Raw genomic sequence first — 14,052 nt, 5'->3', positions numbered from 1 at the left:
AGCTAATTCTTGAAGGGAACCTTCTCCTGTTAAATAGGCTTCAATGCATTTTAGCTTAAACTCTGTAGAATAATTTTGGTTATGCTTTAGAGACTTTAGCCCCTCGTGCCCTTGATATTGATAGGCTGTAGCCCAGTCTTTAATAGTACAAGGATTGACCCCAAACTGACGAGCTAGTTGAGAACAGGAGGCTTTACCTTCAAGATACCAGGTAACAGCCCTCAGCTTGCCTTCAAAAGAAACCTTACTTTTTCTAGACATAATAAAAATCCTACTTTCGTAAACAGTACTTTATGTATTTTTACTGTCTACTTAAGTAGGACTATATCACTGATAGGGGCTTTTTATCTTGCTTAATTTTTCTCTTGCTTTTTGATTCCAAAGAATCCAGCCAAGGTCAAAAGAACCATTCCAGCTAAAGTTGCTGACACAGATTCGTCTGAATTCGTGTTTGGCAAGCTCTTGGCTGAGCTTGAAGGTTGAGTTTCTTGCACTTGAGCTTGAGGTAAGATAACGACTTGAGCGTTTGATAACTGGATAGCTGAAGCAGGTTTAGCCATGCTAGCAACTGCAGTAGCATTTGGTTTTACATGCTTAGTGTGGTCTGCCATCTCAACATCTTTTGGTGACTTCTCAGATTCTTTCTTAGTCGCATCCTCAACTTGATTTGCCTTTTCCTTAACAACCAAACGGTACTCTGCAAATCCTGCCTGTGTTGATGGTCCTACATAACTAATGGCATCCTGACCAGCAAGATGAGCACGCGCATTGTCAGAAGAGGCAAAACGGATGTCTGCATTGGTAATATTAGGAACGAAACTCCAATTTCCATCGGCACTTGGATTGATCGTTTTCTCGCTGACGATATAGTCAATGATGGCCTGACGATTTTCAAGATTGAGGAGACGTTTTTCTGCAGCATCCTTAACACCAGGGAAATTACCAGTCGCACGGTAGTTATTAGTCACCACAAGGAAAGTCTGATTCAAATCAATAGGTTTACCTTGATAAGCCAAGTCACGAACACGACTAGCGTCTGGGTTAACCAACTTACCTTCACGATCATATTTGTTAGGTTGTGTCAAATCAAACTTGTAAGTCAACCCATCAATCACATCGTAATTATATGAGCGATAACTACTGTTAATAAGTTGTTGTGGTTCTTTGCTGTTAGGATCAATTTGATTGAACTGTCCCGCAGACATTTCCAACCATTCTTTGATTTGTGCTCCAGTCACTTTGAGTAGGGCTGTAACATTATCGTAGAGGTAGAGGTCTGCGACATTCTTAATGGCCAATGGCCCCGCTGGAATATCAGTATAGTAGGTCGCATCACCACGAGTTCCTGCCTTGAAAGGTGCTGCAGCTGAAAGGAGTGGAAGATTCTCATCTGCTGTTCCGGCTACTTGTTTCTTAACATACCATAGTTGTGCATTATTAACGATCTGAATAGATGGATCATCCTGAACCTGAGCAAAGTAGCTAGTGATTGGTGCAGTGGTCTCACCAACTTCCTTACGGACATAGTTGATTGTCCCATTATGGTCATGAGCAGCCATGTCAATTAAGTCCTTGTCCGCAACATCTGACTTAGTGTCAATCTTTTCAAGCTTGGCCTTACTGTTGACAACTTTCCATTTACCATTCGTATAAGTCAACTTGACATCCATGATTCCGAGATGATCTCCGAACTTACCAGCCATAACCACAGGTTTTCCATTGATGAGACCATTAACATCATCTACACCAGGATATTTAGCATAAAAACTTGTGCCATCTCCATTTGGAAAATCTGCATGAGAATGCCCTGTCGCAACAGCATCAACGCCTTCAATACCAGCAATTTGGTAACCTTCATTTTCCTCGTTCTTAGTGTATTCATTGTCACCAATACCAGAGTGAGCTGCGACCAGAATATAGTCAGCTCCTGCAGCTTTCATTTGAGGAACAATTGTCTTAACAGCCTCCATTGGATCATCAACGGTTACCTTACCTTCAAGATTGGCCTTATCCCAAACCAAAATCTGTGTTGGAAGGACACCCGTAATACCGATTTTTAGTGTTACCTGTTTGCCGTCCATATCAGTAAAGGTCTTGTTAACAATCTTATAAGGATTGTAATAGTAGTCACCTGTCTTAGCATCACGCACATTTGCATTGATAATATTAATCTTAGCAGTCTTAACCATACGGTTCAAAAATTCGAGGCCATAGTTAAACTCGTGATTTCCAAGCGTTTCGGCATCATACCCAAGCATCTCAAAGGCCTTATACATAGGGTGAGTCTCACCTTGGGCAACAGGATCAATCAAAGCCTTATAAGTTCCAAAAGGAGTTCCCTGAATCGTATCCCCACTGTCCACCAAGACCGTATTGGGATTGGTTTCACGGGCTTTTTTGATAAGAACAGCAGTTTTAGACAGACCAACTGTTTGAGACGGCTTATCTTGATAATAATCATAGTTAACCAAGTTGGTATGAAGGTCTGTTGTTGACAAAATCTGCATATCAACGGTTTGCCCCTCATGAGCAGGCTCTGTAACAGGTTCGGCCTGTACTGGTACTGCTGGTGTCACCTGGTTAGCATTGGTCAAAACAGCACTGGCTTCTTGATTTGCTTGGGACGTTGAAGTATTAGATGATGGCTCTGCAGACGCATTTGCCGCTACTGGTGTTGGGGTAGCAGATACAGTCTCTGCTCCTCCTTGAACAGCTGTCTCCGAAGTTCCTTGTCCTGATACAACAGAAGTCCCGCTATCTGTCACACTTTCAGTTGAAGTAGTTGCTACTGATGTATTTGCTTCATCAGCATGCCCTAGGACTTGTGGCACAGTCAAGAGGGCAAAAAGGCCCAAAACCACAGCGGATTGAGTCACATAACGATTCGTTTTCATTAAAAATCTTCCCCTTTTATAAAGATAATACAATTATATTAAACCTAAATAAGATTATCAACCTTTTTAGAAATTACAAAGTCTATGTCAAAATGAACAGCCGGGAGTATGTCTCAGCTTAAAAGTGTCAAATACAAAAAAAGTTGGAACAAGGCCAACTTTCTCTTATTGATTCAATTCTAAAGCGTAACTCACACTGCTCAAAGTATAGAGAGGAGCTGTTTCCGTCCGCATAATACGTGGTCCAAGGCCAATCTTAACGCCACCAGCATCTTCAAAGGCGTCAATCTCAGACGGAGAAATACCACCTTCTGGTCCAAAGATAAAGAGGAGCTTCTGTCCATGTTCCACCTGAGCCAATTCACGAGCTAGAGTAGCCAACTCGCCAGCTTTAGCGGTTTCCTCATAGGCGATAAAAATCTTATCAAAATTAGCTAATTCTGATAGAAATTCCCCCTTTTTCTCGAACAACCTGACCTCAGGAACACGATTACGTTTGGATTGTTCTGCAGCTCCTAGAGCAATCTTGGCAAGCTTATCTTCCTTCTTGGCAAGCTTCTTACCATCCCACTTAACCACAGACCAGTCCGCAGGGAAAGCCCAGATAGCCTGTGCTCCAAGCTCCGTTGCCTTTTGTGTCACCAGCTCTAGCTTATCTCCCTTTGGAAAACCAGAGGCAATGGTCACTGAAACAGGCATCTCAACATTATCAGCTAAGTCTTCAATCACTTCAAAGACATGATTCTCACGGTCAGTCACACGTGCAAGACGCTTGATACCGTCTTCAAAAACTAAGACAACCTGATCATCCTCTGTTAAACGCATAACGTTAAACATATGCTTCACAGCATCCTTGTCTTTGATGATTACTGGATTTTCAACCTGCCCCTTTATAAAATACTGTTGCATTTAGCCTCCAATCACACCTGAAATATCATCTGTCTTCTTGAAGACACAGGCATTCCACTCTCCCTGAACCATGTGAGTTTCTAGGAAGAAACCAGCTTTCTCGGCCGATTCACGTACCATATCCCATTTTTCAGAGATAATTCCTGACATAATCAAGTAACCTTCATCCTTAACCAAACGGTAGGCATCTTCCGTCAGGTGGATGAGAATATCCGCCAAAATATTAGCCACGATAACATCAGCTTCTTGCGTCACGCCCTTTAAAAGATCTCCCGCAGCAACATGGATATTTTCCATACCAGGATTCATGTCGATATTTTCCTGTGCCACTCGAACCGCTACGTCGTCAAGGTCATAGGCGTAGATCTCCTTAGCACCAAGAAGAGAGCTAGCAATCGAGAGGACACCCGATCCAGTTCCCACATCAATCACCGTCTCACCACCACGGAGCACCTGTTCAAGTGCAAAAAGACTCATCTTAGTCGTTGGGTGTGTTCCTGTTCCAAAGGCCATGCCAGGATCTAGTTTGATGATTTTTTCGCCTACTAATGCCTCATAGTCTGTCCATGACGGCACGATTGTCAGGTCATGGGTAATGCGAGCTGGTTCATAGTATTTTTTCCAATTCTCAGCCCAATCCTCTTCAACCAACTCTTGAGTAGCCAAGTGAATATCTCCCGTTTCAAGACCAAAATCCGTTAACTCAGCCAAACGCTCATTAACTTGCTTGGTAATGGCCTCGATATCTGCTGATTCCGGATAATAAGCTGTAATTTTAACCGTCTCAACCTGCTCAACCTCAGGATAAAGTTCCCCAAAACGGTCCGCATTTTCCAAATAATCTGCACTATCATCAATAGCCACACCTTGGCTCCCAGACTCAATTAAAATATTAGAAGCTGCCTCTTCGACCTCACGATTAACCTCAATCGTTAGTTCTTGCCATTTGTCCATATATTATTTTCTTCCTTTTCTGATAAATAATCTTTAAATCGTTCTTGCAACTGTGGAATGATTCCTTCTGCTTTTATAAAGTCCTCTATAGGCATCAATTTAAATTCTTGGCCTTCATCTCCAAAATAAATCTCCTGATACTGCCCCTGACTGATTTGAGCAACCACAAAAACAGCTGACCTGTCTTTATCCAACATACTAGGATAGATTCTCGACCAGATAATTGATTCCTCTTTCAGAACCAATCCAAGTTCCTCCCAGACTTCACGTCGAAGACACTCAAGAGGCGTTTCCAGGCCTTCTCTTCCACCACCAGTCAATTCCCACATATTGGGCCAAGGAATAGCTGGTTTATTATCTCTGAGAATAACCAAAATACTTTGCTCTACGAGTAAGGCAGCCTTAACACCTGTAAAATCGAACTGATCTTTTAAATAAGCATCCATCCCTTTTCGCTCCCTTTAATACCTTGGATAAGCAAAAAATTCCTTCTCTTCAAAGACTTATTCTTAAACGTACTTCCCTCATTTTCAAAGTCATACTTTGTAAAAATAAATGACATAACATTTTTTAAATTTTCTTTAGCCTATCAGAATATCTAATCAATTATGACTAACTTTAACATTGATATTTTACACATTTATAAATCACATATTTAACATATCATGTAAGTATGTTTTAAGTGCAATTAAATCGACTACTTATGAATCCATAGATAACACGATTAAACTGCCTGCAATTAAAATAGTTAAAAAAGTAGTGACAATTGGATCCCAAAATATACCCCAAAAAATAATTAAGAATACAATATAAATCAAAGAGGCTATATATTTTCGTTCTTTAATCCCCCAAAAAATAAGAAATAAAAGGGATATTGCCCAAAATAATCCTAAAAATAAATGAAAATAATACCCATCTACTTGCACAATTTTAAACGCTTCACGAAGCGCTCCTAGTCTTTGTTGCTTTATACTAATAATTTCTGGGCTATGCTTAAATTTATTTATCCACCAAGACATGACAATCTCAATTATACATATCATTCCTAATTTCACTGGATTTTCCACATAATCTTTAAAGTAGTTCATAAATTCACCATCATTTCTATTTTAAAAGTAATCCTAAGAGAAAAGCAACGATTGCCCATATAAGTGATAGTTTGGGAGCTTCAATACTTTTATTTGTTCCAACTAACCATTTATAAATTGTCTCAAAAGTATCATATACTATAAGTGATACTACAAAAACTGTGACCAATAGAAGGACCAAAAAACAAGTATTCTCTAATACACTCTGCCCTATCTTCAGAATATAGGAGCTACTATTATCCAAATTAATAAATGAATCTTTGTCTTTCCAAAAGAATGTCAAATCAGCAACTAGTATAATGAACATTAATATAACATTCTTTTTTCTTTGGAATAAGAAACAAAAGAAATAGAATACAAAAGATTGTAATCATCAATGGTAAATTCATAAAATTATCAGTCAGAGAGGCGTGATTAATTTCTATATGAGATAGATAAGAAATGTTAGCCTTCAACCAACTTAAAGTGAAATAATTGACCATCCCCATAATTGCAAATATTCCAAGTATTTTTACCCTATTTGTCTTTAAAAATTTTACTAAACATACATATAATTGCCCAAGAAAGTCATTTAATTGGGTTGCCTTTGGTTTAGTTTCTTTTACTGAGAAAATTTTTCCTAAACGCTTGTCCATCTCCTGTGACAAGGTTACATGCTTCTTAAGTAATTTTTTGTGTGCACTCTCATAGTCTTTTGCAAATATAGAATACGTAGCTATCTTTTTTATATCTATAGCTACAACTTTTTTCTTATCTTTCTGATAATAAATTCTTTTCATGTGTTCCTTGTTTATCTATTCATTGAAATGTATTTTATTCGAATCGAAAAACATATGTAAAGTAGCAATATATGTTCAACTTAGATTTCAGTACTAGAATTATACCATATTTTTCAAAATCAAAATATAATGTTAACCGTATCTCATTTTCAATCATTTATGTGAAACTGTAAGAGTTATTCTAACTATATTAACAAAGAAAGAGACCTGCTAAAAACAAGTATCCACTCCCCCGTTATTAATGATCAACACATAAAATAATTTAAAGGAATTCTAAACAATATACATGTAAATTTCAAAAACTATTTTAAGATAGAATCCTAACCTAAGTCATACAAAGCTTCCTTGTCATTCCGAAAGATGGTTAAATTCTTATCATCGCAAAAAAATAACATTTTACAACCAGTTAGTACTCCTAAGCAATCCATAAATCTGAGCTTTCCCTCCTAATATCTCGGATATGGATAAAATTCTCCCTCTTCCAAGCCAGCTTTCCCTTTTTCGAAAGCGTCTTTGTCCCAAACCAAACCGAATTCCTCAGGTCCATCATCAGATAGGAAATCCATCAAGTCACTCAACCCTTCTGTTGCCACCTCATTCAAGGTTTCTGCAAAATAAGCTAAAAACTCACGAGATAGACCTTTCTTAGGCTCATATGGAATTGTTACTAGGTAGTCCTCCTCATCAAAACGTGATTTTGCTGGATTGTAAAAGAGCACGTAGTCTTCAAAAATAACATCCTCATCAGACACTTCACCCTTGTCATCAATAGTCTCCACATTACCACTGTTTTGCGCTTCTAGGATGAAGGTTACTTCTACAGCGTGATTCTTTTTATCCCAGTCTATCGCAAAATCATAATCCAAATGCTTATCTAATTCTTCTTCTAATACTGACAAAAAGCCAAACTTAGCCATTTGTTTTCCTCGTTCTTTCTTAGTATCCCCCTTATTTTAGCATAAAAGGAGCCAATAAAAAACAGAGTAGGCTGTCCCACTCTGTTCTAGTTCGTTATTTAGCATTTTCAACCGCTGCTGTCACAAAGGCACTGTAAAGTTCTTCAGCATGGTTTGGACGGCTATGATATTCTGGGTGGTATTGCGCTGCCACATAGAATTTCTTGTCTGGGAGTTCTACAACTTCCATCAAACGATTATCTGGTGACACACCTGAGAATACAAAGCCTTCAGCCTCAAACTGTTCACGGAATTTAGTATTAAATTCATAACGGTGACGGTGACGACGTTGAACAACTTCTTGATTGCCATAAGCTGCAGCAGCCTTAGAACCTGGTTTCAACTTACATGGGTAAAGACCAAGTCGAAGAGTTCCACCCATATCTTCAATATCAATTTGATCACGCATAATATCAATAATTGGGTATTTAGTTTCTGGGTCAAGTTCAGCCGAGTTAGCCCCATCCAAGTGAAGAACGTGACGAGCAAACTCAATACATGTCAATTGCATACCAAGACAGATACCCAACATCGGTACATCGTTCTCACGAGCATAACGAATAGCTTGAATTTTGCCCTCAGTACCACGTTGGCCAAAACCACCAGGAACGATGATACCATCAGCATCAGCCAAACGAGAAGCAACATTTTCCGCAGTCAAGTCATTCGCATTAACCCAGTCAATATCAATAGCAGTATCATTTGCCAAGCCTGAGTGTTTAAGTGCCTCAACCACTGACAAGTAAGCATCGTGAAGCTCTACATACTTACCAACAAGAGCAATTTTCGTTGTCTTCTTAAGATTAAGCACCTTATCAACCATAGCAGACCATTCTGTCATATCTGCAGCTGGAGCATCCAGTTTCAAATGATCACAAACAATTTGATCCATACCTTGAGCCTGCATATTAAGTGGTACTTGATAAATATGTTCCACATCTAACGATTCAATAACAGCCTCAGGTGCAACATCACAGAACTGAGCCAACTTATTTTTGATTCCTTGACCAACGGGTTGTTCTGTACGGATAACCAACATATTTGGTTGAATACCCAAACCACGCAATTCCTTAACAGAGTGTTGCGTTGGTTTTGTCTTCATTTCACCAGCAGCTTTCAAATAAGGAAGAAGTGTTGTGTGGATATACATAACATTATCAGAACCCACATCAGCCTTCATTTGACGAAGAGCTTCAAGGAATGGAAGACTTTCAATATCACCAACCGTACCACCAACTTCAGTGATAATAACATCAGAATCAGTCGTTGTCGCCGCACGCTTAATCTTGTCTTTCAAAGCATCTGTAATATGCGGAATCACCTGAACAGTCGCACCAAGATACTCTCCTTTACGTTCTTTACGTAAAACTTCACTATAAATCTTACCAGTAGTCACATTAGAGTATTTATTAAGGTTAATGTCGATAAAACGTTCGTAGTGACCAAGGTCAAGGTCAGTTTCAGCACCATCATCAGTGACATAAACTTCACCATGTTGGTAAGGACTCATCGTTCCTGGGTCAATATTGATATAAGGGTCAAATTTTTGAATGGTAACCTTAAGTCCACGATTCTTAAGCAAACGTCCAAGACTCGCAGCTACAATCCCTTTACCAATTGAAGATACTACACCACCAGTGACGAAAATATATTTTGTCATGTTAACTCCTTTAATATAATGTAAAACCATAAAAATAGCAGATTGATTACCGTATTCGATAATCGAGATAGTCCTTTACCAGTGTCCAACATGAGTACTATTTAGTAACTCAATATCAACAAAACCAGTAAATGACAAAAAACAAAAATGACCCCCTAGAGTTTTACTCTGGGAGTCTTGATCATGACCTCTTCAAAAGAGGTGCCCGATACATAGTCTAAACTATCCAAGACTATTTGTCAATGAAAAATTAATCATTTGACTCATCTTCATAGTCATCATCGTCATCTTCTTCAGACAGCTCAACATCATCTAAATCATCATCTGGAATAATTTCATTCAACTCAGAGTCATAAGATTCCACTTCGGCTTTCTCATCATCATCGTTATCATCATCGTATTCAAGACTATCAGAATTAGGTGTAAAGTTTTCATCTTCTGGGTCATCGTCATTGTAGTCAATGGCATCTTCATCACCATCCATGAAGGCATTAACTTTTTTATTCTTACGTTTTGGCGCATTTTCATCAGTATCTTCCAATGTGATGACTTCTTCATCAATTTCATCAATAGCGTACCATGAACGTAAGCCCCATTTGTTATCTCCTAGAGGAATGAAGCTCCCATCCGTATTCAAATCTGAATAAAAGAATGGCAAAGCTTTACGGATATCAGCATCCGATTTTTCTAAGTAATTTTGAATTTCATTGACCAAATCATTGAAATACATTTCATTATCACGACCACGTGTTTCTAAGATAGCACGGGCCACTTCAATCATTGATAATTCACTTTTTTCTTGTCCAGCAAATACGTCTAGTTCCAAAGTGGTTCTCCTTCATTCTTACTCAAGCTAATGTCGAAACAAAAATAGCTCGGCAATCAATTTTTCGCTACCCTCTATTTTACGCTAAAAAGAGTCAATAGTCAAAGCATTTATAGAAGAAAAAATCAAGTCTCAACAGAAACTTGATTTTAGTTCTATTATTTAACTTTTGCTGAGCTTGTGATAAGTTCAACAGCTTTTTTCATCGTAATATCATGTTTAAGCATCTCAGGTGAAAGAAGTGAAGAAACTTGTGATACTTCCATGTTGTATTCAGCTGCAAGATCGTTAATTTCTTTTTGAATTTCTTCTTCAGTAGCATCGAATCCTTCAGCAGCAGCAACAGCTTCAATAACAAGGTTAGTTTTCACACGTTTGTCAGCATCAGCTTCATATTGCTTGTGAAGATCTTCTTGAGTTGTACCAGTAATTTGGAAGTACATTTCAGGAGAAATACCTTGACGTTGCATGTTACCCATGAATTCGTTCATAGCACGGTGAACTTCGTCTTCAACCATTTCAGCTGGCAATTCGACGATTTCAGCATTTTCAACAGCCAAATCAAGTGCAGCACCTTCAACAGCATCGTCAAATGCGATTTCTTTAGCTGCTTCAAGTTCTTTACGATATTTAGCTTTCAACTCATCAAGAGTTTCAACTTCGTCATCAAGGTCTTTAGCCAACTCATCATCAAGAGCAGGAACTTCTTTAGCTTTAACTTCGTTAACTTTAGTAACAAATACAGCATCTTTACCCGCAAGATCAGTAGCTTGATAGTCTTCTGGGAAAGTTACTTTAACTTCTACTTCATCACCAGCTTTTGAACCAACCAATTGGTCTTCGAAACCTGGGATAAATTGACCTGAACCAAGTTCAAGAGAGTGATTTTCACCTTTACCACCATCAAATTCAACGCCATCTACTGAACCAACAAAGTCGATAACAACAGTGTCGCCATTTTCAGCTGCACCTTCTTTAACGACCAATTCAGCCAAGTTTTTACGTTCGTTTTCAAGCTTAGCATCAACATCTTCATCAGTAACTTCTTTAGAAACTTCAACTGAAACCTCAAGATCTTTATATGCACCAAGTTTTACTTCTGGTTTTGTAACAACTTCTGCAGTAAGTGTCCAATCTTGACCTTTTTCAATTGATTTGACATCAATTTTTGGTTGTGCAACAACATCAAGACCAAGTTCAGTAATCGCTGCTTCATAAGCCGCTGGAAGAATTGCATTCAAAGCATCATCATAAAGAGCTTCTTCACCAAATTTTTGGTTAAATACGGCACGAGGCATGTGTCCTTTACGGAAACCTGGTGCGTTCAAATTCTTTTTAACCTTGTTAAACGCTTGATCCAAAGCTGGTTGAATTTTATCTTGACCGATAGTAAATGTCACCACACCACGGTTAGTGGCTGTGTTTTCAAATGATACAGACATGTAGTCATTCTCCTTAAAATTTTATAGATACAGTTTAGTTTACCATATTTCAAAGCCTTTTAAAAGTTTTTTCTCCAATTTAATCACAAGAACATCGTTACAAACTGCTTCTTTTCTCAAATTTTGATAAACTAGTGCTATGAATATTTTACAAAAGTATATCCAACAATTTAATTTCGAAGAAATCTTAATGGTACTTATTACCAAAGGAATCAAACTCCTTATTCTCCTCACTATATTCCTTCTCAGTAAAAAAATCATTGACTTCCTTTTTAAACATACTGTGGGACGATCTCTATCCTGGACTATTCAAACCCCTGCCCGACAAAAAACAATTGAGCGCCTGCTACACAATAGTATGAACTACGTGCTTTACTTTTTCCTTGTTTACTGGCTCCTCAGTATCCTTGGTGTCCCTGTATCTAGCCTCCTTGCAGGAGCAGGACTTGCTGGAGTCGCACTTGGTTTAGGCGCACAAGGCTTTTTATCAGATGTTGTTAACGGATTTTTCATCTTATTAGAAAACCAATTTGAAGTGGGAGATTCAGTAGAAGTAGGAACTGTTACGGGTCGGATTTCAACTGTTGGTATCCGAACAACACAAATTCGAGGATTTGATGGAACGCTCCATTTCATACCCAATCGAAATATTACAATCGTATCCAACAAATCTCGAGGAGACATGAGAGCACAAATTGACATCCCAGTTTATATATCGACTGATATCAATAAAGTTATGAGTATCATAGAACAAGTTAATCAAGATAACATTGAAAAATATCCCGAAATCTGTGGAACTCCAAATGTTATTGGATTAATCACAACACCGTCAGGCCAATTAGTTTTTCGAGTTGACATTTTTACACAAAATGGACAACAGACCCATATCTACTCAGACTTCCTAAAACTTTACCAAGAAGCTCTGATAAAAGAAAAGGTTGAACTTCCAAAATTTTCCGGAAATTCCATAGTTGTAAAATAATTAAGATTCAATTACTCATCACAATAATCATCAACTGAAAAAACACCCAAAAATGAATGCACTGCACCCCCTATGTTAGATTTTATTCTATCTAACATAGGGGGTATTTAGTTATGAAATCAGCTTATTAAGATAGTATTTATCGTTATAAGCTAGGGGTTAAAAGCAATCATCTCAAACTTTGATCATTACTAAAAGTGAATAGATATCATAGAACAAGATAAAAAACGTTATAAAATCGAAAATTAATCCTCCTCATTGTAAGGATCAAAATCAACCATCCAAAATCTTAACTCTCTAATCATCTTCTTTCTTCCCCTAAAACATTCACCAGCCAACAATCGATCTAACTTAGCAGAATCTTCAGCAGAAAGCTGATTACGAAAAGTCTTAATTTGCTGATCATAAACGATTCGGTCTACTGTATCTAATCCCTTATCTGGAAGACAAAAAGCGATATCTGAAATTTCTACATAACACTGCCTATTGATTTGACGCTTAACTGACTCCTGTCGTCTAACTTCGTCATTCAGTCTATTTCTAAACTTCGTTTTAAAATAACGACGTAGCTTATCATCATCACCTTCTAATTCGGGAAATTTGTTTAAAAGTTGATAAAGAGTCATCATAGCTTCTTGCTCCATATCTGCTTGGTCCCAAAGTTGAATAAAGTATTGGCGAAAAGCTTTAAGGACAATCGGTCGTACAACCTCATATGCGTGAACAAAAACTTCTTGCTGCATAAAACCTCCAATAAAAATAAAATAATGTAATCTAATTAAATTACAAATCCATTATAAATGAAGTCAGCAAAATAAAATAGCGACATAAATGTCACTATAAAATTGAAAGAAAATCCAAAAAACTTTAAACATCCAAAGCTTAGATAACATTAAAAAAACTACTTTCAAGTAAAAAAGTGACTTGGTCTCCAAGCTGAAAACCTTTTCCTATTCAAGTCAACCGATATAGCAGAGCTAATTTTCATATTTCATCCGTAAAAAATCTTACTACTCAATAAAATTGAAGTGAACTACTAAAAAGTATGCGCTAAGATATTAATATCCTGTGGCTCTATAATTTCTGTAGTGGGTAAAACCACCATAGAGATTATAGAGCTTTTTGAATGCAGACAAAAAGTCCCATAAGAAACTATAATGAAAAGCAACCAAACCATCATTAGGAAGAACTTATGAGACTTATTAAGAGTACCACAGAATTAATCGGAATTAAAGACCCAAACATCATTATTTCTCTTGTTTTTGAAAAAGATACCTACATTGAGGTTCAAGCAATACTTGATTATCCTGCACCACCATGTCCTCACTGCCAAGGAAAGATGATCAAATATGGCTTTCAAAAGCCTTCTAAAATTCCTCTCCTTGAACAGGCTGGAACACCTACACTATTACGTCTTAAAAAGCGTCGTTTCCAGTGTAAAAGTTGTAGGAGAGTCACGGTAGCTAAGACATCAATCGTTGAGAAAAACTGCCAAATCTCCAATCTAGTCCGGCAAAAAGTTGCACAGCTCCTTACTGAAAAGGTGTCACTAACAGATATTG

Annotated in this window: 14 protein-coding genes; 2 read left to right on the top strand and 12 right to left on the bottom strand. The window is 37.8% G+C overall.

The genetic code is table 11. The features are described 5' to 3' along the window. The 11 genes from HSISS3_RS00640 to tig all read right to left on the bottom strand — a co-directional run. Positions 1–261 (bottom strand): helix-turn-helix domain-containing protein (locus HSISS3_RS00640; RefSeq protein ID WP_042772028.1); only part of this gene is annotated, 261 nt, incomplete at its 3' end. Between the two features lie 92 nt (positions 262–353). Next, positions 354–2,894, bottom strand: coding sequence for a bifunctional 2',3'-cyclic-nucleotide 2'-phosphodiesterase/3'-nucleotidase (locus HSISS3_RS00635; RefSeq protein WP_021151356.1), 2,541 nt, complete (start codon positions 2,892–2,894; stop codon positions 354–356). 165 nt (positions 2,895–3,059) lie between these two features. Further along, on the bottom strand, positions 3,060–3,803 hold the full coding sequence (locus HSISS3_RS00630; RefSeq protein ID WP_021151355.1) for a 16S rRNA (uracil(1498)-N(3))-methyltransferase: 744 nt from the start codon (positions 3,801–3,803) through the stop codon (positions 3,060–3,062). Continuing rightward, positions 3,804–4,757, bottom strand: coding sequence for a 50S ribosomal protein L11 methyltransferase (gene prmA / locus HSISS3_RS00625; RefSeq protein WP_021144905.1), 954 nt, complete (start codon positions 4,755–4,757; stop codon positions 3,804–3,806). After that, a complete protein-coding gene (locus HSISS3_RS00620) occupies positions 4,736–5,203 on the bottom strand; it encodes an NUDIX hydrolase (protein ID WP_021144904.1) in 468 nt (155 codons plus the stop codon). Before HSISS3_RS00620 ends, prmA begins: the two co-directional genes overlap by 22 nt. Before the next feature lie 255 nt (positions 5,204–5,458). Then, entirely contained in the window at positions 5,459–5,845 is a 387-nt protein-coding gene (locus tag HSISS3_RS00615) for a hypothetical protein (protein ID WP_042766874.1), read from the bottom strand. A 284-nt stretch (positions 5,846–6,129) separates the two neighbouring features. Then, entirely contained in the window at positions 6,130–6,624 is a 495-nt protein-coding gene (locus HSISS3_RS00605) for a hypothetical protein (RefSeq protein ID WP_042766873.1), read from the bottom strand. Positions 6,625–7,070: 446 nt separating this feature from the next. Continuing rightward, positions 7,071–7,541, bottom strand: a complete 471-nt coding sequence (locus tag HSISS3_RS00600; protein WP_021144903.1) for a DUF3013 family protein — start codon at positions 7,539–7,541, stop codon at positions 7,071–7,073. Positions 7,542–7,635: 94 nt separating this feature from the next. Then, positions 7,636–9,240, bottom strand: coding sequence for a CTP synthase (locus HSISS3_RS00595; RefSeq protein WP_021144902.1), 1,605 nt, complete (start codon positions 9,238–9,240; stop codon positions 7,636–7,638). Between the two features lie 250 nt (positions 9,241–9,490). Continuing rightward, positions 9,491–10,066, bottom strand: a complete 576-nt coding sequence (gene rpoE, locus HSISS3_RS00590) for a DNA-directed RNA polymerase subunit delta (RefSeq protein ID WP_008535687.1) — start codon at positions 10,064–10,066, stop codon at positions 9,491–9,493. Between the two features lie 158 nt (positions 10,067–10,224). Beyond that, complete coding sequence (tig, locus tag HSISS3_RS00585; RefSeq protein ID WP_008535685.1) at positions 10,225–11,508, bottom strand: trigger factor; 1,284 nt, start codon at positions 11,506–11,508, stop codon at positions 10,225–10,227. A 139-nt stretch (positions 11,509–11,647) separates the two neighbouring features. On the opposite strand from tig, the gene HSISS3_RS00580 reads away from it, so the two are divergent. Continuing rightward, positions 11,648–12,490, top strand: coding sequence for a mechanosensitive ion channel family protein (locus HSISS3_RS00580; protein ID WP_021151354.1), 843 nt, complete (start codon positions 11,648–11,650; stop codon positions 12,488–12,490). Positions 12,491–12,735: 245 nt separating this feature from the next. On the opposite strand, the gene HSISS3_RS00575 is transcribed toward HSISS3_RS00580, so the two are convergent. Then, entirely contained in the window at positions 12,736–13,233 is a 498-nt protein-coding gene (locus HSISS3_RS00575; RefSeq protein WP_021151353.1) for a sigma factor, read from the bottom strand. Positions 13,234–13,682: 449 nt separating this feature from the next. Between HSISS3_RS00575 and HSISS3_RS00570 the strand changes: the two genes are divergently transcribed. After that, positions 13,683–14,052 (top strand): ISL3 family transposase (locus HSISS3_RS00570; protein ID WP_042772027.1); only part of this gene is annotated, 370 nt, incomplete at its 3' end.

Source organism: Streptococcus sp. HSISS3 (genome assembly GCF_000448605.1).
GTDB lineage: Bacteria > Bacillota > Bacilli > Lactobacillales > Streptococcaceae > Streptococcus > Streptococcus raffinosi.
This window is presented reverse-complemented; position numbering and strand designations above follow the sequence as displayed.